Annotated in this window: 18 protein-coding genes and 1 riboswitch; of the genes, 7 read left to right on the forward strand and 11 right to left on the reverse strand. The window is 71.4% G+C overall.

Going from position 1 to position 20,737, the window contains the following annotated elements:
• Positions 1-2: 2 nt before the first annotated feature.
• The 3 genes from ACFWJB_RS25365 to ACFWJB_RS25375 all read left to right on the forward strand — a co-directional run bounded on the left by ACFWJB_RS25365 (position 3) and on the right by ACFWJB_RS25375 (position 3,364).
• Positions 3-1,358, forward strand: a complete 1,356-nt coding sequence (locus ACFWJB_RS25365) for a cytochrome P450 (RefSeq protein WP_385460714.1) — start codon at positions 3-5, stop codon at positions 1,356-1,358.
• Positions 1,359-1,416: 58 nt separating this feature from the next.
• Positions 1,417-2,775, forward strand: coding sequence for a cytochrome P450 (locus tag ACFWJB_RS25370; RefSeq protein ID WP_385460711.1), 1,359 nt, complete (start codon positions 1,417-1,419; stop codon positions 2,773-2,775).
• Between the two features lie 307 nt (positions 2,776-3,082).
• Complete coding sequence (locus tag ACFWJB_RS25375) at positions 3,083-3,364, forward strand: Lrp/AsnC family transcriptional regulator (RefSeq protein ID WP_385460708.1); 282 nt, start codon at positions 3,083-3,085, stop codon at positions 3,362-3,364.
• 225 nt (positions 3,365-3,589) lie between these two features.
• Here ACFWJB_RS25375 and ACFWJB_RS25380 read toward each other — a convergent pair whose 3' ends face one another.
• The 6 genes from ACFWJB_RS25380 to ACFWJB_RS25405 all read right to left on the reverse strand — a co-directional run bounded on the left by ACFWJB_RS25380 (position 3,590) and on the right by ACFWJB_RS25405 (position 10,715).
• Positions 3,590-4,978, reverse strand: a complete 1,389-nt coding sequence (locus ACFWJB_RS25380; protein ID WP_386925046.1) for an aminotransferase class V-fold PLP-dependent enzyme — start codon at positions 4,976-4,978, stop codon at positions 3,590-3,592.
• A gap of 165 nt (positions 4,979-5,143) precedes the next feature.
• Positions 5,144-5,260, reverse strand: a riboswitch (SAM riboswitch).
• A 75-nt stretch (positions 5,261-5,335) separates the two neighbouring features.
• Positions 5,336-6,400 carry an anthranilate phosphoribosyltransferase gene (gene trpD / locus ACFWJB_RS25385; protein ID WP_386925048.1) on the reverse strand — a complete coding sequence of 355 codons (1,065 nt, stop codon included), beginning with the start codon at positions 6,398-6,400 and terminating at the stop codon, positions 5,336-5,338.
• A 130-nt stretch (positions 6,401-6,530) separates the two neighbouring features.
• Positions 6,531-8,168, reverse strand: coding sequence for a cytochrome bc complex cytochrome b subunit (locus ACFWJB_RS25390; RefSeq protein ID WP_385460699.1), 1,638 nt, complete (start codon positions 8,166-8,168; stop codon positions 6,531-6,533).
• Positions 8,165-9,223, reverse strand: a complete 1,059-nt coding sequence (locus ACFWJB_RS25395) for a Rieske 2Fe-2S domain-containing protein (RefSeq protein WP_385460696.1) — start codon at positions 9,221-9,223, stop codon at positions 8,165-8,167. Before ACFWJB_RS25395 ends, ACFWJB_RS25390 begins: the two co-directional genes overlap by 4 nt.
• Entirely contained in the window at positions 9,220-10,029 is an 810-nt protein-coding gene (locus tag ACFWJB_RS25400; protein WP_385460693.1) for a c-type cytochrome, read from the reverse strand. The genes ACFWJB_RS25395 and ACFWJB_RS25400 overlap by 4 nt, the downstream gene beginning before the upstream one ends.
• 65 nt (positions 10,030-10,094) lie before the next feature.
• The gene (locus ACFWJB_RS25405; RefSeq protein WP_029393865.1) at positions 10,095-10,715 is read right to left on the reverse strand and encodes a heme-copper oxidase subunit III; all 621 of its coding nucleotides are present in this window, start codon (positions 10,713-10,715) and stop codon (positions 10,095-10,097) included.
• A gap of 188 nt (positions 10,716-10,903) precedes the next feature.
• Between ACFWJB_RS25405 and ACFWJB_RS25410 the strand changes: the two genes are divergently transcribed.
• On the forward strand, positions 10,904-11,305 hold the full coding sequence (locus tag ACFWJB_RS25410; protein ID WP_386925052.1) for a hypothetical protein: 402 nt from the start codon (positions 10,904-10,906) through the stop codon (positions 11,303-11,305).
• A 106-nt stretch (positions 11,306-11,411) separates the two neighbouring features.
• Here the strand turns inward: ACFWJB_RS25410 and ACFWJB_RS25415 are convergent, their stop codons facing one another.
• The 4 genes from ACFWJB_RS25415 to coxB form a co-directional block, all read right to left on the reverse strand.
• Positions 11,412-12,689: an Ig-like domain-containing protein gene (locus tag ACFWJB_RS25415; RefSeq protein ID WP_385460688.1), complete on the reverse strand. Its 1,278-nt coding sequence runs from the start codon at positions 12,687-12,689 to the stop codon at positions 11,412-11,414.
• Between the two features lie 130 nt (positions 12,690-12,819).
• The gene (locus tag ACFWJB_RS25420) at positions 12,820-13,218 is read right to left on the reverse strand and encodes a cytochrome c oxidase subunit 4 (RefSeq protein WP_385460685.1); all 399 of its coding nucleotides are present in this window, start codon (positions 13,216-13,218) and stop codon (positions 12,820-12,822) included.
• Positions 13,215-14,948 carry a cytochrome c oxidase subunit I gene (ctaD, locus tag ACFWJB_RS25425; RefSeq protein ID WP_385460682.1) on the reverse strand — a complete coding sequence of 578 codons (1,734 nt, stop codon included), beginning with the start codon at positions 14,946-14,948 and terminating at the stop codon, positions 13,215-13,217. The genes ACFWJB_RS25420 and ctaD overlap by 4 nt, the downstream gene beginning before the upstream one ends.
• The gene (gene coxB / locus ACFWJB_RS25430) at positions 14,945-15,904 is read right to left on the reverse strand and encodes a cytochrome c oxidase subunit II (RefSeq protein ID WP_386925055.1); all 960 of its coding nucleotides are present in this window, start codon (positions 15,902-15,904) and stop codon (positions 14,945-14,947) included. The genes ctaD and coxB overlap by 4 nt, the downstream gene beginning before the upstream one ends.
• Before the next feature lie 324 nt (positions 15,905-16,228).
• Between coxB and ACFWJB_RS25435 the strand changes: the two genes are divergently transcribed.
• On the forward strand, positions 16,229-17,611 hold the full coding sequence (locus tag ACFWJB_RS25435; protein WP_386925057.1) for a cysteine desulfurase/sulfurtransferase TusA family protein: 1,383 nt from the start codon (positions 16,229-16,231) through the stop codon (positions 17,609-17,611).
• Between the two features lie 39 nt (positions 17,612-17,650).
• Here ACFWJB_RS25435 and ACFWJB_RS25440 read toward each other — a convergent pair whose 3' ends face one another.
• The gene (locus ACFWJB_RS25440) at positions 17,651-18,625 is read right to left on the reverse strand and encodes a carbohydrate kinase family protein (protein WP_385460673.1); all 975 of its coding nucleotides are present in this window, start codon (positions 18,623-18,625) and stop codon (positions 17,651-17,653) included.
• 133 nt (positions 18,626-18,758) lie between these two features.
• On the opposite strand from ACFWJB_RS25440, the gene ACFWJB_RS25445 reads away from it, so the two are divergent.
• Together ACFWJB_RS25445 and ACFWJB_RS25450 are read left to right on the forward strand one after the other, a co-directional pair.
• A complete protein-coding gene (locus ACFWJB_RS25445) occupies positions 18,759-18,968 on the forward strand; it encodes a hypothetical protein (protein WP_385460671.1) in 210 nt (69 codons plus the stop codon).
• A gap of 114 nt (positions 18,969-19,082) precedes the next feature.
• Positions 19,083-20,612, forward strand: coding sequence for a hypothetical protein (locus tag ACFWJB_RS25450; protein ID WP_386925064.1), 1,530 nt, complete (start codon positions 19,083-19,085; stop codon positions 20,610-20,612).
• Positions 20,613-20,737 lie beyond the last annotated feature (125 nt).

Genomic DNA, 20,737 nt, shown 5'->3' on the forward strand with positions numbered 1-20,737 from the left:
GCATGCGCACCACCAAGTCGGCGGCGGAACGGGCCTGGCGGGTCGGCGTCGCGCCCGGCGCCCTGCCCGTGCTGGGCCACGTGCCCGCACTGTGGCGCCGCCCCCTCGAGTTCCTCGCCTCGCTGCCCGCCCACGGAGACCTGGTCGAAGTACGGCTCGGGCCGGGACGCGCCTATCTGGCCGCCCACCCCGAGCTGGTGCGGCACGTGCTGCTCCACCCGCACGTCTTCGACAAGGGCGGTGTCTTCGACAAGGCCCGCCAACTGCTCGGCAACAGCCTCTCGGTGTCCCGCGGGGAGGAGCACCGCTTCCAGCGCCGGCTGATCCAGCCCGCGTTCCACACCACCCGGATCAGCGCCTACACGACGGCCGTGGCGGAGGACACGCGCACCGTCACCGACACCTGGCGGCCCGGGGAGACGCGGGACATCAGCGACGCGATGCACGGCCTGCTGATGCGGGTCGCCGCCCGCACGCTGTTCTCCACCGGCCTCGACGCGGCGACGATCGAGGAGGCCCGGCAGTGCCTTCGCACGGTCTCGCACGGCATCTACCGGCGCACCGTCGCGCCCCTCGGCGTGCTGGAGCGGCTGCCCACCCCGGGCAACCGGGCCTACGACCGGGCCAATGCCAGGCTGCGGCAGATCGTGGCCGGCATGATCGCCCAGCGGCGCCGCGCGGACACCGGCCACGACGACCTGCTCTCGATGCTGCTCGCGGCCGAGCATCCCGACACCGGGGAGAGGCTGACCGACGGTCAGGTCCTGGACCAGGTCATCACCTTCCTGGTCGCGGGCAGCGAGACCACCGCCTCGACGCTGGCCTTCGTCTTCCATCTGCTGGGCACGCTGCCCGAGGTGGAGCGGCGGGTGCACGCCGAGGTGGACGGGGCGCTGGACGGACGCACCCCGGTCTACGACGACCTGCCCGCGCTGCCCTACACCCGCAACGTGATCACCGAGGCGCTCCGCCTGTACCCGCCGTCCTGGATGGCGATGCGGGTCACCGCCGAGGAGGTCCGGCTGGGCGGGCGTACCCTCCCGGCCCGCACGATGATCCTGTACAGCGCCTACGCCCTGCACCACAACCCCGAGCTCTTCCCGGACCCGGAGACCTTCGACCCCGGGCGCTGGGAGGGCGAGCGCGCGGCGCTGGTCCCCCGCGGGGCGCTGCTGCCGTTCGGCGCGGGCAGCCACAAGTGCATCGGCGACGTCCTCGCGCTCACCGAGACCGCGCTCGTCGTCGCCACCGTGGCCGCGCGCTGGCGGCTGCGTCCGGTGCCGGGCGGCGAGCTGCGCCTCGTACCGAAGGCCACCCTGGAGGCGGGCCCGCTGCCGATGCGTCTGGAGCGGCGGTGACGACGCTGCCGTGTGACGTTCCGTACGCCGCAGTCCCGGACCGGAGGACATCCGAAGCATGACGACCATCCCTTCCGACACCGCACGCGCGCCCCGGCCGGTGCCCGCACCCGGCCGGCTGCCCCTCGTGGGCCACGCGCACCTGCTGGCCCGCCGCCCCCTGGAGTTCCTGTCCTCCCTGCCCGCCGTGGGGGACCTGGTCGAGCTGCGCATCGGCAGCAGGCCCGCCTATCTGCCCTGCCACCCGGACCTGGTGCAGCAGGTGCTGCTGAACGCGCGGGTCTACGACACCGGCGGACCGGTCAAGGAGAAGGCCCGCCCGATCCTGGGCAACGGGCTGATCACCTCCGACTGGGCCGACCACCGCAGACAGCGGCGCATGGTGCAGCCGGCCTTCCATCCGGCGCGCATCGCCGCCTACGCCGAGGTCATGCGGGACGAGTGCGCGGCGCACGCCGAGACCTGGGAGGCCGGGCGGCCGACCGACGTCGGCGACGCGATGCAGGCACTGACGGCGCGGGTGACGGCACGCGCGCTGTTCTCGACCGAGATGGCACCGCACTCGGTCGCGGAGATCCAGCGCAGCCTGCCCGTGATGGTGCACGGCGCCTACCGCCGGGCCATGGACCCCACCGGGCTGCTGGCCAGGCTCCCGCTGCCCGCCAACCGCGCGTTCGACGCGGCGCTCGGCCGGCTGCACACCCTCATCGACGGCATCGTCGCCGACTACCGGCGGGCCGGCGGGGACCGCGGCGACCTGCTGTCGGCCCTGCTGGCCGCACGGGACGAGGAGGACGGCGGCGCCCTGTCCGACCAGGAGGTCCACGACCAGGTCATGACCCTGCTGCTGGCCGGTGTGGAGACCACCGCGAGCGCGCTGACCTGGGCCTGGCACCTGCTCGCGGCCCACCCCGAGGCCGAGGCGAAGCTGCACGCCGAGGTCGACGAGGTGCTGGACGGCCGTCCGCCCGCGTACGCCGACGTGCCGCGGCTCGCGTACACCCAGCGGATCTTCACCGAGACGCTGCGGCTGTACCCGCCGGCCTGGATGTTCACCCGCACCACGACCGAGCCGACGGACCTGGGCGGCGTCCGCCTGCCGGCCGGTGCCGACGTGCTGGTCAGCCCGTACGTCATCCACCGCGTCCCCGCACTGTTCGCGGACCCGGAGCGGTTCGACCCCGACCGGTGGCTGCCCGAGCGGGCCGGGGACGTCAAGCGCTCCTCGTACCTGCCGTTCGGCGCGGGCAGCCGCAAGTGCATCGGCGACGTCTTCGGCATGACGGAGGCCACGCTCGCCCTCGCCGCGCTCGCCTCCCGCTGGCGGCTGTGCCCGGTCCCGGGCACCGTGGTGAGGCCGCGGGCCGAGATGAGCCTGACCGCGGGCCCGCTGCCGATGGTGCCCCGGCCGCGCTGACGCACCGCAGCCCGCCGCCGCGGGGCTCCGGTCCCCGGCGGTGGACGGCGGGCGCGGTCGGCCGACGGCGCTCCTGGACGGCCTCCGGCCCGGACCCGCACGCCCCCCTTCCCACGCCGCCGCTCGACGCGGAGCTCCTCGCCGACGCCCCGCGCCGGCTCGGCGGCGGAGCACCCCGACGCCCACGACAGACGATGCGCGCCTCGCTGGAGGCCCTGGTGCGCCGAAGCCCCGGCCGGGCGTCGCCTCCCGGCGGACCACGCCCTAGAGTGGGTGTCCCAGTGCGCACCGAGGGAGAGAATCAGCCGTGATCAGCGCGATCGTCCTCATCAAGACCAGCGTGGACCGGATCCCCGAGATCGCGGAGCAGATCGCCTCGCTGGAGAACGTCACCGAGGTCTTCTCGGTCACCGGCACCTACGACCTGATCGCCATGGTGCGGGTCCACCAGCACGAGGACCTGGCGGAGGTCATCCCCGGCCGGATCAGCAAGATCCCGGGCGTGGAGGGCACGGACACCCACGTGGCGTTCCGCACCTACTCGCAGCACGACCTCGAGGCGGCGTTCGCGATCGGCCTGGACAACTAGGGCCCGCCGTTTGGATCATGCCGGCGTCGCGGGGTGTGGCACTCACATCTGCCGCGTTGTCGTCGGTTGCCAGGGCTCCGCCCTGGCGCCCTCCTCCGCCTTGCAGCTGCACGCACCACACCCCGCTCGGGCCGGCCGGGACGCGCCGTCCGTCACAGCCGGCCTGATCCGAACGACAGACCCTAGGGCCCGCCGTCCGGACGCCGCCGCGCCGGTACGGACGGCTCAGGCGGCGGTGCCCGTCCCGGCGGCGGACGTGTCCGGCACGCACCGGCCGTCCTCGGTGCGGTAGTTCCACCGGGCGCCGTCGCTGACCAGCTCCTTGACGGCGTTCACGAACCGCTCCACGTGCTCGTCCGGGGTGCCCGCGCCGAAGCTGACCCGGACGGCGTTGAGGGACCTCTCCCCCGGCGCCGCCTCGGGGGCGCCGCACTCGCCCTGCGTCTGCGGGTCGCTGCCGAGCAGGGTGCGCAGCAGCGGGTGGGCGCAGAACAGGCCGTCGCGGACGCCGATGCCGTACTCCGCCGAGAGGGCGGCGGCGAAGTGCGAGCTGTTCCAGCCGTCGACCACGAAGGAGAGGACGCCGACGCGGGGGGCGTCGTCGCCGAAGAGGGACAGGACCCGGACCTCGGGCACCCCGGCGAGCCCTTCGCGGACCTTGCGGACCAGGTACTCCTCCCGCGCGACCAGCGTGGCGAACCCGGCCTCGGTGAGCGCCTTGCAGGCCGAGGCGATGGCGTAGGCGCCGATGACGTTGGGCGACCCGGCCTCGTGGCGGGCGGCGCCGTCGTGCCACCGCACGTCCACGCCGCCGTCCGCGCGCCGGGTGACGCTGCGGCTGGCGCCGCCGCCGGCGAGGTAGGGCTCGGCCTCGCGCAGCCAGTCGGCACGGCCCGCGAGGACGCCGGCGCCGAAGGGGGCGTACAGCTTGTGCCCGGAGAAGGCGACCCAGTCGACGTCCAGGTCACGGACGTCGACCGGGTGGTGCGGGGCGAGCTGCGCGGCGTCCAGCACGATCCGGGCCCCGTGCGCGTGCGCGGCGGCGGCCAGTTCGCGCACCGGCCACAGCTCGCCGGTGACGTTGGAGGCGCCGGTGACGCAGACCAGGGCGGGGCCGTACGGCTCGCGGGCGGCCAGCGCGCGCTCCAGGGTCTCGACGGCCTCGGCGGGGCTGCCCGGGGCGTCGAGGCAGGTCACGTCCGCGTCCCGCCAGGGCAGCAGCGAGGCGTGGTGCTCGGTCTCGAAGACGAAGACCCGGCAGCCGGCCGGGAGGGCGGCGGCGAGCAGGTTCAGGGAGTCGGTGGTGGACCGGGTGAACACGACCTGGTCGGCGTCCCGGCAGCCGAGGAACTCGGCGACGGTCCTCCGGGCGTTCTCGAACAGGTCGGTCGACAGCTGGGACAGGTACCCGGCGCCGCGGTGCACGCTGCCGTAGTACGGGGCGTAGGCGGCGACGTCGTCCCAGACCCGCTGGAGCGCGGGCGCGCTGGCGGCGTAGTCGAGCGCGGCGTAGGTGACCTCGCCGCCGGTGACGAGCGGGACGGTGACGTCCCGGCCCAGGACGGGCAGCGGGGCGGCGACGGACTGGTCGGCGGCGACGGCGGAGACGGACATGGGTGCTCCCGTGAAGGCAGAGGTCGTCGCCGCGCGAGCGGGTACGGCTCGAGCGCGGGACGAGAGGAAGTGAGGGGATGCGGAGGCGGGGCTCTGCGGCCCTATCGCATTCGCTGATTCACGGAAGACTCCCTCGGACGACCCAGGACCCCTGGTTCCGCGAGGGGTCCGCGCTTGCCGTGAACCCTGCTGTCCACGGCCTGGTCTTCACCCGGGGCACCCCGCCACGGACGGAGGGTTGCCGGACAGTCGGCCGGGGCCGTATGACTGTCACTCATGACCTGGAAAGGAACGTACGTGAAGTGATCGCCGCCCCGCAACCCGGGTCCGGATCGCGGGACGGGCGTCACGGTCCGCTCAGGCGTTGCTGGCGGCCACCCAGCGCTCCAGGGTCCGCCGGGCGGCGCCGGAGTCGATGGACGCGGCGGCCTGCTCCATGCCGGCCCTGATCCGCTCGGTGAGCGGGCCGTCGCCGGGCTTCAGGGCCACCAGCGCCGCCGCCGAGTTCAGCAGCACCGCGTCACGGACGGGCCCCTCCTCGCCGGCCAGCAGCCGACGGGCGACGTCGGCGTTGTAGGAGGCGTCGGCGCCCCGCAGGGCCTCGACCGGCACCAGTTCCAGGCCGACGTCCCGCGGGTCGAAGGTCTCCTCGGTCACCGTGCCGTCCCGCACCACCCAGACCCGGGAGGTGGAGGTCGTGGTCAGCTCGTCGAGGCCGTCGTCGCCGCGGAACACCAGGGAGGAGTTGCCGCGCTCGGCGAACACCCCGGCGATGATCGGGGCCATCCGGGGGTCGGCGACACCGACCGCCTGGGCCTTCACCTTCGCCGGATTGGTCAGCGGTCCGAGGAAGTTGAACACGGTCCGCACGCCCAGCTGGCCGCGCGCGGTCGCCACATGGCGCAGCGCGGGGTGGAACTTGACCGCGAAGCAGAAGGTGATCCCGGCCTCCTCGGCGACCTGGGCCACCCGCTTCGGGGTCAGCTCGAGGTTGACGCCGAGCTTCTCCAGCACGTCGGACGCGCCGGACGCCGAGGACGCGGCACGGCTGCCGTGCTTGACGACCTTCGCGCCGGTGCCGGCGATCACGACGGCCGACATGGTGGAGATGTTGACCGTCCTGGCGCCGTCTCCGCCGGTGCCGACGATGTCGACCGTCTCGCCGGGCACCTCGATCACGTGCGCGTGCTCGTACATCGACCGCACGCAGCCGGAGATCTCGCCGACGGTCTCGCCCTTGGCCCGCAGCGCCGTCGCGAACCCGGCGATCTGCACGTCGGTCGCCTCGCCGCGCATGATCAGGTCCATCGCCCAGGCGGTGTCGTCGGCGGACAGGTCGCGGCCGTCCAGCAGACCGTTCAGCAGGGCGGGCCAGGAGCGGCCCGCCGCGGTGTCGCCTCCAGCGGGGGTCACAGCGCTCATGAGCCGCTCCTGAATCGTGTACGTCGTGGAAGGAGTGTGGTCCCACCCTATCCAGCCCCCGGGCACGGCGAAGGGCCCCGTCCGCAGACCGGACGGGGCCCTTCGACCGTGGTGTGGCGACGCTGGAGGGTCAGTGGTGGCCGTGGCCGCTCGTGATCTCCTTGTACTCGTCGACGGTCGGCTTCGGGATCTGCGACCCCTCGCCGTAGTACGCCTTGCTGAGCTTGGCGCGCAGCTTCTCCGCGCTCTTCGGCTTGCGCTCGACGCCGTTCTCGTCGACCGTCGGGCCGATCTCGGCCGGCTTGTACTGCTCGTGCGACGTGAGGGTGTGCAGGGCGCCCTGGCTGAGCGGCTCGTGCACCTCGATGAACTCACCGTGCGGCAGGCGCTTGATGATGCCGGACTCGCGTCCGTGCAGCACCTTGTCCTTGTCACGGCGCTGGAGGCCGAGGCAGATCCGCTTGGTGATCACGAAGGCGATGACCGGGCCGACGAAGAACCCGATCCGGACGAACCAGGTGACCGCGTTGATCGACAGGTGGAAGTGCGTGGCGACGATGTCGTTGCCACCGCCGATCAGCATGATGATGTACGCCGTGACCCAGGCGACGCCGAGGCCCGTACGGGTCGGGGCGTTGCGCGGCCGGTCCAGGATGTGGTGCTCGCGCTTGTCGCCGGTCACCCACGACTCGATGAAGGGGTAGACGGCGATCGCGGCGAGGAACAGACCGAAGACCAGCAGCGGGACGAACACGCCCAGGACCAGCGTGTGACCCCAGAAGTTGATCTCCCAGCCGGGCATGGCGCGGACGAGACCCTCGGCGAAGCCCATGTACCAGTCGGGCTGGGCTCCGGTCGACACCTGGTCGGGCCGGTAGGGGCCGATGCTCCAGATCGGGTTGACCGTCACGAGGCCGGCGACGGCCGCGATGACACCGAAGACCAGGAAGAAGAAGCCTCCGGCCTTCGCCATGTACACCGGCAGCAGCGGCATGCCGACGACGTTGTTGTTGGTCTTGCCGGGACCCGCGAACTGCGTGTGCTTGTGGTAGAAGACCAGGATCAGGTGGCCCACCACCAGGCCGAGCATGATGCCCGGCAGCAGCAGGATGTGGATCGAGTAGAACCGGGCCACGAAGTCGTGGCCGGGGAACTCCCCGCCGAACAGGAACATCGAGATGTACGTGCCGACGATCGGCACGGACAGGATCGCGCCCTGCGTGAAGCGGACACCGGTGCCGGAGAGCAGGTCGTCCGGGAGCGAGTAGCCGGTGAAACCGGTGAACATGCCGAGGACGAACAGCAGGAAGCCGAACAGCCAGTTGATCTCACGCGGCTTGCGGAACGCGCCGGTGAAGAAGACGCGCATCATGTGCACGAACATGCCGGCGAGGAAGATGATCGCCGCCCAGTGGTGGATCTGCCGGATGAGCAGACCACCCCGGATGTCGAAGCTGATGTTCATCGTCGAGGCGTAGGCCTCGCTCATCAGCTGACCCTGCAGCGGCACGTACGAGCCGTGGTACGTGACCTCGTTCATCGACGGGTGGAAGAACAGCGTCAGGTACACACCCGTGAGGATGATGATGATGAAGCTGTACAAGCACACTTCGCCGAGCATGAACGACCAGTGGTCGGGGAAGATCTTGCGCATGTTGGCCTTGGCCAGGGAGTAGATCCCGAGCCGGCCGTCGGCCCAGTCGGCGACGCGCTCGCCGGCCGGTGCCTTCCCGCGAGAGCGGGACTCGTTGGTCGCTGACGTGCTCATCCGCGCTCCCAGAAAGCAGGACCGACGGGCTCTTCGAAGTCGCTGAGCGCCTCGAGATAGCCCTCGTCGTTCACGCCGATGCGCAGCTGCGGCAGGGCGTGACCGGCGGGACCGAAGATCACCCGGGCACCGTCGGAGAGGTCGAAGGTGGACTGGTGGCAGGGGCACAGCACGTGGTGCGTCTGCTGCTCGTACAGGGAGATCGGGCAGCCCACGTGGGTGCAGATCTTCGAGTACGCGACGATGCCCTCGTGCGACCACTCGAGCTCGCGCTTGTCCTTGATGTCCTCCGGCTGGAGCCGGACGATCATCAGGGCCGCCTTGGCGATCTCGTTCTGGAAGTTCTCGTCGTGCTCCTCCAGGCCCTCGGGCATGGCGAAGGTGAGCGAGCCGACCGCGACGTCGGAGGGACGCATCGGCTCGTTCGTGTTCATGTTGACGAGCAGCTTGCCCTTGGACCACAGGGTGTGGCGGAGCTTGGTGCCGGGCAGCGGGCCGAGGTCGCGCAGCAGGACGACGCCGGAGAGCGGCACCAGCGTGAGCGCGCCCAGCATCGTGTTGCGGATCAGCTTGCGGCGCCCGATCACGGACTCCTTGGCGCCCTGCTTGAAGTCCGCGTGGACCTTGGCACGGACGTCGGGGGCCGCCTCGATCGGGTGACGCTCGTCGGCGACCTCCTCGTCGGACATCAGGGTGCGCGCCCAGTGGACGGCGCCCGCGCCGATCGTGAACAGCGCCACGCCCAGGGTCAGGCCGAGCGCGAAGTTCATCGCGTTCACGTGCCCGATCGGGAAGACGAAGATCGCCTTGTCGTTCGGGATGGCCACGAACGAGGCGATGAAGCCCGCGGTGGCCAGCATCGACAGCGTGAACAGGAACGCGACCGCACGCTCGGACCGCTTGGCGGCCCGCTCGTCGATGTCCTGGATCCGGTGCTCGTGGGGCGGCAGCCCCGGGTCGGCGAACGGGTGAGCCTCGTCCGCGACCTTCACCGCACCGTGCGCGGTGCCCTGCTCAGCAGGCAGGTTCTCTTCTGGAATGTCTTGGCTACTCATGACTTCTTGGCCTTTGCGGTCCGAGCGGCGACCCACACGGCGACGGCGATGCAGGCACCGAGGCCGAAGATCCAGCCGAAGAGGCCCTCGCTGACCGGCCCGAGGCCGCCGAGCGACAGACCGCCGGGGCTGACGGTCTCGTCACCGTTGACCGCGTTCAGGTAGGCGATGATGTCCTTCTTGTTCTGCTCCGACATGGTCGTGTCGGGGAAGGAGGGCATGTTCTGCGGGCCGGTCTGCATGGCCTCGTAGATGTGCTTCGGGTCGACACCCTCGAGGCTGGGCGCGTACTTGCCGTGCGTCAGCGCGCCGCCCTTGCCGGTGAAGTTGTGGCACTGGGCGCAGTTGGTGCGGAACAGCTCACCGCCCTCGGCGATGTCCGCGCCCTCCGGGCCGTACTTCTCCTCCGTCGGGATGGCCGGACCGGCACCCAGGGAGGCGATGTAGGCCGCCAGCTGGTCGATCTCGGCCTGCGAGTAGAGGTTCGGCTTGGCCGGGATCTGGGCGCCCGGCTGCTGGGCCGGCATACGGCCGGTGGCCACCTGGAAGTCGACGGCGGCGGCGCCGACGCCGACCAGGCTCGGACCGTCGCTGGTGCCCTGACCCCCGGTGCCGTGGCAGCTGGCGCAGCCGACGGCGTAGAGCTTCTTGCCCTCGTCGATGGCGAGGGACTGGGCGGATTCATCGGCCTGCGCCTTGCTCGCGGGCGCGAACGCGGCGTACAGCCCCCCGGTGCATGCCAGCGCGAGGAGTAGGACGACGAGCGCCGCCAGCGGATGGCGTCGTCGTGCGGAGAGCTTTTTCACGGATTACCCCGGTGTCAGGATCTTCTGCGTCGATGCTTCTGGTATTGCGCGGGTGCGTGCCGCGACTACTTGATCATGTAGATCGTGGCGAAGAGGCCGATCCAGACGACATCGACGAAGTGCCAGTAATAGGACACGACGATGGCCGCGGTCGCCTGCTCGTGAGTGAACCTCCGGGCCGCGTAGGTACGGCCGAGGACCAGCAGGAAGGCGATGAGGCCGCCCGTCACGTGCAGTCCGTGGAAGCCGGTGGTCAGGTAGAACACCGATCCGTACGGGTCCGACGAGAGCGAGAGGCCCTCGTGCTTGACCAGCTCGGTGTACTCGAACACCTGACCGCCGATGAAGATCGCACCCATCACGAAGGTGACGATGAACCACATCCTGAGCTTCTTCACGTCACCGCGCTCGGCGGCGAAGACGCCGAGCTGACAGGTGAGGGAGGAGAGCACCAGGATCGTGGTGTTCGTCGCGGAGAACGGGAAGTTCAGCGCGTCGGCCTTCTCGGACCAGAAGTCCGGGCCGGTCACCGATCGCAGGGTGAAGTACATCGCGAAGAGGGCCGCGAAGAACATCAGCTCGGAACTCAACCAGATGATGGTTCCGACGCTGGTGAGGTTCGGCCGGTTGACCGACGGGTGCGCGTGCCCGGTTTCTACTGTCGTTGCTGTCGCCACGACCGACATTATGTCGGTCGCTTATCCCGCCCTCACCCCGGGGGGTGCCGTTCGGAGTGTCCGCCCCCTCTGTAGTGCCCGTATGGCCCATCGAACGGCCCCTCGAAGCCGTGTCCGAACCAGTGCTGACGAGCTGTCCGAGGGAGTAGCATCCGGCGCAACGGGCACGACAGTCCCCACCGCGTATCGGAGGAAGCATGCAGGCGACCGCCACGGTGCTGGTCTACAGCGACGACTCCAACACCCGCGAACAGGTGCGGCTCGCGACCGGCCGCCGGCCGGCTCCGGACGTGCCCGTGGTCGAGTTCGTGGAGTGCGCGACGCCGGCCGCCGTCATCCGGGAACTGGACAAGGGCGGGATCGACGTCTGCGTCCTGGACGGCGAGGCCGTCCCCATGGGCGGCATGGGCGTGTGCCGGCAGATCAAGGACGAGATCTTCCACTGCCCGCCGGTGCTGCTGCTCATCGCCCGGCCGCAGGACGCCTGGCTGGCCACCTGGAGCCGTGCGGAGGCCGCTGTGGCGTCTCCGGTGGAGCCGGTGGAGTTCGCGGGCGCACTGGCCGCGCTGCTGCGCCAGAAGCGGATGCAGGGCGTCTAGGGGCGCCCGCGGGGGCGGAGGTACGGGCCGGTCGGCGGCCGCGGTGCCGCCGTGACCGCCCGCTCCGTTCCCCGAGCCCCTGGGGACGTCGCCCCGGGGGGCGTTCTCACACGCTCTCCGGGCGCACCCGGGCCTGCTCCGCCGTGCCGGAGGCGTTCGGGGTGCCGCCGGTGAGGGCGCTGCCCTGGCGCCACTTGGCCCAGTCCAGGTTCCAGTCGCCGAAGCCGTTGCCGAAGGGCTCCATGGTCTCGCCGTCCGAGTTGATCACCTGGACGACGTCGCCCTCCTGGACCTCGCCGAAGAACCACTCGGCGTTCTCGGTGCTCATGCCGACGCAGCCGTGGCTGACGTTGGCGGAGCCCTGGGAGCCGACGGACCAGGGGGCGGCGTGCACGTACTCGCCGCTCCAGGTGACCCGGGTGGCGAAGTACACCGGCAGGTCGTACGACTCCGACGAGCCCTCGGCGATGCCGACGGTGGTGCTGCGCATGCGTACGAAGGGCTCCTTGCCCAGCACGACCTTGACGCCGTTGCGGGTCTCGAAGCCGGGCTTGCCCGTCGTGACGGGGACCTGCCGGACCTCCTCGCCGTCCCGGTAGACCGTCAGGGTGTGCGCGGCGGCGTCGGTGACGGCGACCACGTGGTCGTCCGTGGTGATCTTCAGGGACGTGGTCCTGCCGCCCCGGAGCCGGTCGCCGATCCTGATGCCGTCGAGGTTGCTGCGCACCTGGACGGTGGCGTGGGCGGGCCAGTACTCCTGCGGCCGGTAGTGGAGCTTCTTGTCGTCCACCCAGTACCAGGCGCCCTGCACCGCGGGGGTGGACCGCACACTCAGGCCGCGCTCCACTATCGCCCGCTGGGCCTTGTCCGCGACCGGCCGGCTCAGTTCCGCCGTGATGGGCTGGCCGACGCCGTACGCGCCCGCCTTGGGCCCGAAGGTGACGTCCAGGGTCTTCTTGGCGGTGGGTTTGTCCGTCTCGAAGGTGAGGACCTTGCGGCCGGGTGCGCCGTCCCCGTCCTCGGTGCTGACGCGCACCGTGTAGCGGGCGCCCGCGGCCAGCGGTGAGGTGCTGTGCCAGCGGCCCCCGTCGGCGGAGAGTTCGCCCGCCACGTAGCGGCCGGCGGAGTCCACGGCCGTCACGTCCGTGATGCGCCCGTCGGCGCCCTCGGCGACGACCTCCAGCGGCTTGTCCGGGTCGGCCTTCTTCCCGGCGTCCGTGGGGCCGTTGAAGGAGATCTGGCCGGCCGCGTCGTAGGGCGTGGCCGACAGCGGATTGTCGTCGTCGCCCAGGCATGCGGTGGCGCTCGCGCCGAGAGCGATCACCAGCAGGGTGCAGCCGACGACCGTACGCCCCCGCGCCTGGAAGTGAACCGTGTTCCTCATGACCTCACGCTAGGGAGCGGCGTCAAGGGCGGCACGGTGGAGTAATCCGGACGAGTGAGGTCCGGTACGGCAGACGAAGGGCCCGGACGCTCCTGACGGAGTGTCCGGGCCCTTGTGCGCTCATCGCGTGTTACTGGGTGCGGTTCTCACCGCGGTAGTACTCGAAGACCCAGCCCCACAGGCCGACCAGGATGACCGGCAGCGAGAAGTACATGATCCACCAGCCGACGGCCACACCCAGGAAGGAGAGGGCACCGCCAAGGCCGAGGGCCAGCGGCTGCCAGCTGTGCGGGCTGAAGAACCCGACCTCGCCGGCGTCGTCGGCGACGTCCGCTTCCTTGTTGTCCTGCGCACCGACGTCGACCCGCCTGGCCGTGAAGGCCAGGTAGAAGCCGATCATCAGGCACAGGGCGAAGGCCAGGAAGAGGGCCGTGGCGCCGGCCGGCTCCTTCGACCACACGCCGTACGTGACCGCCACGGCGAGGATGAAGAGGCTCAGCCAGAGGAAAATCTTGCCCTGGATCTTCACTTGCCGGCCTCCTTGCCGCCAGCGAGGGTCTTTTCACCGTGACCGACGTTCTCGAGCTGGTCGAGCGCGGCGATCTCCGGGTGGTGCAGGTCGAACGCCGGGGATTCGCTGCGGATGCGCGGCAGGGTGAGGAAGTTGTGCCGCGGCGGCGGGCAGGAGGTCGCCCACTCGAGCGAACGGCCGTAGCCCCACGGGTCGTCCACGCCGACCGGCTTGCCGTACTTGGCCGTCTTCCAGATGTTGTAGAAGAACGGCAGGATCGACATGCCGAGCAGGAACGAGGCGATCGTCGAGACCGTGTTCAGGGCGGTGAAGCCGTCGGCCGCCAGGTAGTCGGCGTAACGACGCGGCATGCCCTCGGCGCCCAGCCAGTGCTGGACCAGGAAGGTGCCGTGGAAGCCGACGAACAGCGTCCAGAAGGTGATCTTGCCGAGGCGCTCGTCCAGCAGCTTGCCGGTGAACTTCGGCCACCAGAAGTGGAAGCCGGCGAACATCGCGAAGACCACGGTGCCGAAGACCACGTAGTGGAAGTGCGCCACCACGAAGTACGAGTCGGAGACGTGGAAGTCCATCGGCGGCGAGGCCAGGATCACGCCGGTCAGACCACCGAAGGTGAAGGTGATCAGGAAGCCGATCGTCCACAGCATCGGCGTCTCGAAGGACAGGCTGCCCTTCCACATGGTGCCGATCCAGTTGAAGATCTTCACGCCGGTCGGGACCGCGATCAGGAACGTCATGAACGAGAAGAACGGCAGTAGCACTCCGCCGGTCACGTACATGTGGTGCGCCCACACGGTCACCGACAGGCCCGCGATCGCGATGGTGGCCGCGATCAGGTTCATGTAACCGAACATCGGGCGGCGGCTGAAGACCGGGATGATCTCACTGACGATGCCGAAGAACGGCAACGCGATGATGTACACCTCTGGGTGCCCGAAGAACCAGAACAGGTGTTGCCACAGCAACGCTCCGCCGTTGGCCGAGTCGAAGACGTGCGCACCGAACTTGCGGTCCGCCTCGAGCGCGAACAGGGCCGCGGCCAGCACCGGGAAGGCCAGCAGGACCAGCACACCGGTCAGCAGGACGTTCCAGGTGAAGATCGGCATGCGGAACATGGTCATGCCCGGGGCACGCATGCAGATGATCGTGGTGATGAAGTTGACCGAGCCGAGGATGGTGCCGAAGCCGGAGAAGGCCAGACCCATGATCCACAGGTCACCGCCGATGCCCGGCGAGTGCACCACGTCGGACAGCGGCGAGTAGGCGAACCAGCCGAAGTCGGCCGCACCCTGCGGGGTGAGGAAGCCGCCCACCGCGATGAGCGAGCCGAACAGGTAGAGCCAGTAGGCGAACATGTTCAGCCGGGGGAAGGCCACGTCCGGCGCGCCGATCTGGAGCGGCATGATCCAGTTCGCGAAGCCGGCGAACAGCGGCGTCGCGAACATCAGCAGCATGATCGTGCCGTGCATCGTGAACGCCTGGTTGAACTGCTCGTTCGACATGATCTGCAGACCCGGGCGGGCCAGCTCGGCGCGCATGATGAGCGCCATCACACCGCCGATGCAGAAGAACGCGAACGACGTGACCAGGTACAGCGTACCGATGGTCTTGTGGTCCGTGGTGGTCAGCCACTTGACGACCACTTCACCACGCCTCTGGCGCCGGACCGGCAGCTCGTCCTCGTAGTGGGACCCTGCCGCGGCACCCTGGGGTTCGTTGAGGATGCTCACAGGTTGTTCGTCTCCCGGTTCTTCTCGTGGCTCGTCTGCGCGATGCCGGCGGGAACGTAACCGGTCTGCCCCTTCTTCGCGAGGTCCTGAAGGTGCTGCTCGTAACGCTCCGGGGAGACGACCTTCACGTTGAACAGCATCCGGGAGTGGTCCACGCCGCACAGCTCGGCGCACTTGCCCCGGAAGGTGCCCTCCTTGTTGGGGGTCACCTCGAAGGCGTTGGTGTGGCCCGGGATGACGTCCTGCTTCATCAGGAACGGCAGCACCCAGAACGAGTGGATGACGTCGCGCGAGGTCAGCACGAAGCGGACCGTCTTGCCCTTGGGGAGCCAGAGGGTCGGACCCGGGTTGTTGGTCTGCGGGTTCCGGGTGCCGGGTACACCGCAGTCGTAGACACCGCCGGCGTTCGCCGGGAAGTCGTCCTTGAAGCGGTTCGGGATCGCTTCCAGTTCCGCGGACGTCTTGGCGTCGCCGGTGGAACCGGCGACGTCCTCGATGTGGTTGAAGCACCAGCTCCACTGGAAGCCGACGACATTCACCGTGACGTCGGGCTTCTTCTTGAGGCTCAGGAGCTCGGACTCGTCACGGGCCGTGAAGTAGAACAGCACCGAGACGATGATGAGCGGGACCATGGTGTACAGCGCCTCGATGGGCATGTTGTACCTGGTCTGCGGTGGAACTTCGACCTTGGTGCGGCTGCGCCGGTAGAAGAATGCACACCACAGGATCAGGCCCCACACCAGCACGCCGACGGCGAGCGCGGCGGCCCAGGAACCCTGCCACAGGGAGAGGATCCGCGGAGCCTCTTCCGTGGTCGGGGTGGGCATGCCAAGGCGGGGGAAGTCCTTGTATGTGCAACCGGTGGCGGTCGCCAGGACCAGGCCCGCGGTCAGTGCCTGCAGCAGCTTCCGCCGCATCGGGCGCCGCGGCGAGCGGTCGGAGCCGTTGGGACTCACGTAGCGCCTTCCCGAGAGTCTCGCCCGCGCTGTTCGGCTGCGGCCTTCTCGCTGGTCGGTCGCCGCCCTGCGTCGGGCAGGGGTTTGATGTTTATGCGGACCAAACCCTAGCCGACGCCCTCGGGGGGGTCGCGGGGAGGGTGGCATACGCGCCGCCGCTCACCCCGAAGGGTGGGGTGGAGGGCCTACGGGGGCCGGTGATGCGGCCGTTCCGGCGGCTGACGGTGCGTCGCGGCCCCCCGCGCCCGGCGGTGGAACCGGGTCCCGGGCACGGCTCCCCGCCCCCCGGCGGCACTCCCCCGCCGGACGTCATAGCGTTGCCCCGTGGCCTACTTTGACGCTGCTTCCGCTGTTCCGCTCCATCCCGTGGCCCGCCAGGCCCTCCAGGCGTCCCTCGACGAGGGGTGGGCCGACCCCGCCCGGCTCTACCGGGAAGGACGGCGGGCCCGGCTGCTGCTGGACGCGGCCCGGGAGGCGGCGGCCGAGGCGGTGGGGTGCAGGCCGGACGAGCTGACGTTCACTCCTTCGGGGACGCGCGCGGTGCATTCGGGCGTGGCCGGCGCGCTGGCGGGGCGGCGCCGCGCCGGACGCCACCTGATCGTGTCAACGGTCGAACACTCCTCCGTCCTGCACGCCGCCGAGACGCACGAGCGGGACGGCGGCACCGTCACGCAGGTCCCCGTGGCCCGGACGGGGGCGGTGGACCCGGCGGCGTACGCGGCGGTCCTGCGGGGCGACACCGCGCTGGCCTGTCTCCAGTCGGCCAACCACGAGGTGGGCACCGAGCAGCCGGTGGCGGAGGTGGCGGAGGCCTGCCGCGCGGCGGGGGTGCCGCTGCTGGTGGACGCGGCCCAGTCGCTGGGCTGGGGGCGGGTGGCCGGCGACTGGTCGCTGCTCGCGGCCAGCGCCCACAAGTGGGGCGGGCCTTCGGGGGTGGGGCTGCTGGTCGTGCGCAAGGGTGTCCGGTTCGCGCCGCAAGGGCCCGGGGACGAGCGGGAGTCGGGCCGGGCGCCCGGTTTCGAGAACCTTCCGGCGATCGTGGCCGCGGCGGCCTCGCTGCGGGCGGTCCGGGCCGAGGCGGCCCAGGAGGCGGCCCGGCTGCGGGAGCTGACGGAGCGGATCCGGACACGGGTGCCGGGCGCGGTGCCGGATGTGGAGGTGGTCGGGGACCCGGAGCGCCGGCTGCCCGGTGTCGTCACCTTCTCGTGTCTCTATGTCGACGGGGAGACATTGCTGCACGAGCTGGACCGGGCCGGCTTCTCGGTCTCCTCCGGCTCGTCCTGCACCAGCAGCACCCTCACGCCGAGCCACGTCCTGAGGGCGATGGGCGTGCTCAGCGAGGGCAACGTCCGGGTGTCGCTGCCGTCCGGGACGCCCGCCGAGGACGTCGAGCGGTTCCTGGAGGTGCTGCCGGGCACGGTGGCCGCGGTCCGGGAGAAGCTGGGGGCGCCGACGGGGACAGAGGCCGTCCGGGAGGCGGGGGCCGACCTCGTCGTGGACGCGATCGGCCGCCGCTGCCCCATTCCGGTGATCGAACTGGCCAAGGTCATCGGCGACGTCCCCGTCGGCGGCACGGTCCGCGTCCTGTCCGACGACGAGGCGGCCCGCCTGGACATCCCGGCGTGGTGCGAGATGCGGGGGCAGGAGTACGTGGGCGAGGAGCCGGCGGAGAGGGGAACGGCCTACCTGGTCCGCCGGGTCGGCTGACGCCCCGGGGGCGGCCCGGCGGCCGCCCCGCTCGGGACCTCAGCGCAGGTGCGCCTGGACCTCCTCCGCCGCCTCGTCCCCGTACGCCTTGGTGAACCGCTCCATGAAGTGCCCGCGGCGCAGCTGGTACTCCTGGGTGCCGACCGTCTCGATGACCAGCGTGGCGAGCATGCACCCGACCTGCGCCGCCCGCTCCAGCGACACCCCCCAGGCCAGTCCCGACAGGAACCCCGCGCGGAAGGCGTCGCCGACGCCCGTCGGGTCGGCCTTGCGCTCCTCGTCCGGGACGCCGACCTCGATGGTCGCCTCGCCGGCCCGCTCGATCCGCACGCCCCGCGCGCCGAGGGTGGTGATCCGGTGTCCGACGCGGGCGAGGATCTCCTCGTCCGTCCAGCCGGTCTTGGTCTCGATGAGCCCCTTCTCGTACTCGTTGGAGAAGAGGTAGGTCGCCCCGTCCAGCAGTATCCGGATCTCGTCGCCGTTCATCCGGGCGATCTGCTGGGAGAAGTCGGCGGCGAAGGGGATGGAGCGGGCGCGGCACTCCTCGGTGTGCCGGAGCATCGCCTCCGGGTCGTCGGCGCCGATGGAGACCAGGTCCAGGCCGCCCACGCGGTCGGCGACGGTCTTCAGCTCGATGAGGCGGGCCTCGCTCATCGCGCCCGTGTAGAAGGAGCCGATCTGGTTGTGGTCGGCGTCGGTCGTGCAGACGAAACGGGCGGTGTGCAGCGTCTCGGAGATGCGCACCGAGTCGGTGTCGACGCCGTGCCGCTCCAGCCAGGCCCGGTACTCGGCGAAGTCCGAGCCCGCGGCGCCGACCAGGACCGGCCGGGTGCCGAGCTGGCCCATGCCGAAGGCGATGTTCGCGGCGACGCCGCCGCGGCGCACGTCGAGCTGGTCGACCAGGAAGGAGAGCGAGACCGTGTGCAGCTGGTCCGCGACGAGCTGGTCGGAGAAGCGGCCGGGGAAGGTCATGAGGTGGTCGGTGGCGATGGAGCCGGTGACTGCGATGCGCACGGCGTGGACTCTCTCCTGAGGGGAGGCGGGGTTACCGGTTCACGCTACCCGGCGGCACGCCGACTCCGAAGCAGGCGAAACTACCCGATAGTAGAACTTCCTACGCCGCATCGAACGTGCCTACGGTTCCGTTATGACGAACCCGAAGACCGTCGCACCCGCCCCGGCCGACCTCGAGGGCGGTCTGGCGTCGCTCCGCGGCGACTGCGCCCGGATGACGCCGCACTGGGCGCCGCCCGTACGGGTGACGGCCCGCCCCGTCCCCCTGTCGCTGATCCACGGCGTGCGTGTGCCGCGGACGTCGGCCCGGCTGCTGGAGGCGATGTCGGACTACGGGGACTAGGGCCCCTCCGGGCCTCCTTCGGCCGTTCGGGCGACACGCGCCGGCCGAGGGGAACCGGATCCTCCCCCACCGCGTCCCACCGCTGTCCCCAGCAACAGCCGAAGGAGCGATGCGGTGAACACCGAGCGACCCGACAACGACGACGTCCCCGCCGCCGGCGAGGCGGGCACCGGGCGTCCCGCGCGGCGGCGCCCCCGGGCGGTCGCCGTCGCGTCAGTCGCCGCCGCCGTGCTGGCCGTGGGGGTGGGCGGCGCGTATCTGGCCACGTCCGCGTCCGGCGGCGACTCGGACGGCGGTACGTCCTCCGGGGCACCGGGCGACGACACTCCCCCGCCGCTCGCCCTCGACGGGTACGGGACCCCGTCCCCCGGCGGCCGGGGCGGCGGTGACACCAACGGCATCGCGCCCGGCGAGCCCGACCCGCACGGCGTCACCTACCGCGCCGCCGGCCCGCTCCCCGAGGGTCCCGGCTCGGCGCCCGTGTACGGGGCCAGGGGCGAGGTCGGCCAGGAGGAGGTGGCCCGCCTGGCGGCGGCTCTCGGCATCGAGGGCGCGCCGCGGCTCCAGGGCGGGGCATGGAAGGCCGGCAACGCCAAGGACGGCGCGGGCCCGCTGCTCACGGTGAACCGGCAGGCGCCGGGGACCTGGACGTTCCAGCGGTACACGCCCGGCACCGACGACTGCCGCAAGGGCCCGGCGTGCAAGGCGCCGTCCGCCGGCGGGGCACCGGTGAGCGAGGAGGCCGCGAAGAGGGCGGCGGCGCCGGTGCTCAAGGCGCTGGGCCAGGACGACGCCAAGCTGGACGCGAGCCAGGTCATGGGCGCCCGGCGCGCGGTGAACGCCGAACCCGAGGTCGGCGGGCTGCCGACGTACGGCTGGACGACCGGTGTGGTCGTCGGAGCGCAGGGCGAGGTCGTCGGCGGCAGCGGCCAGGTGAAGGCGCCGGTCAAGGGGGACACGTATCCGGTGCTGGACGCGAAGGAGACGCTGGCGCTGCTGAACGCGCCGGGCGGCGGCTCCCGGGCCGGCATCGGCGGGTGCACGGGGCCCGTGCCGGCGCGGGAGGACATGCCGCAGGGGCCGTGCGGGCCGTCGGCGGGCGTGTCCGGGAAGCCGGGGACGTCCGGCGGGCAGACGGTCACGGTCCGGGACGCGGTGTTCGGGCTGGCCACGCAGTCGGTGCGGGGCCGGCCGACGCTGGTGCCGTCCTGGCTGTTCGAGGTGCGCGCGCCGGGTACCGAGGACGTGTTCACGGTGACGTATCCGGCGGTCGAGCCGAAGTACCTGACCTCGCCCGCGCCGTCGCCGTCCCCCTCCGGCGGGTCCGCGTCGGCACCGGCCTCGCCCCACGACGTGCCGGTGAGCGGCTACACGGCCGAGGGCTCCGAGCTGACCGTGCACTTCACCGGCGGGGTGTGCTCCGACTACGACGCGACGGCGAAGGAGGACGCTGGGCGGGTGACGGTCACGGTGACCGAGACCCCGCATCCGGACCGGATCTGCATCCTGATCGCCAAGGAGTACACGCGGACGGTGACGCTCGGCGGGCCGCTCGGCGACCGGAAGGTCGTGGGGACGGACGGCCAGGGGGTCCCGCTGTTCAAGCCCGGGGCCCGGCTTCCGGCGCCGTCGGACGGGCGCTGACGCCCGGCGGCGCGGACGGCGAAAGGGCGGGGGGGGCGGGGGGGGTCCCCCCGCCGCCCCCCGCACCCCCCGGGGGGGGGCGCGCGCCGGAAGGGTTGGGCGCCCCGGCCCGACGCCCCCCCCGC

Source organism: Streptomyces sp. NPDC127100 (assembly GCF_042724095.1).
Lineage (GTDB): Bacteria > Actinomycetota > Actinomycetes > Streptomycetales > Streptomycetaceae > Streptomyces.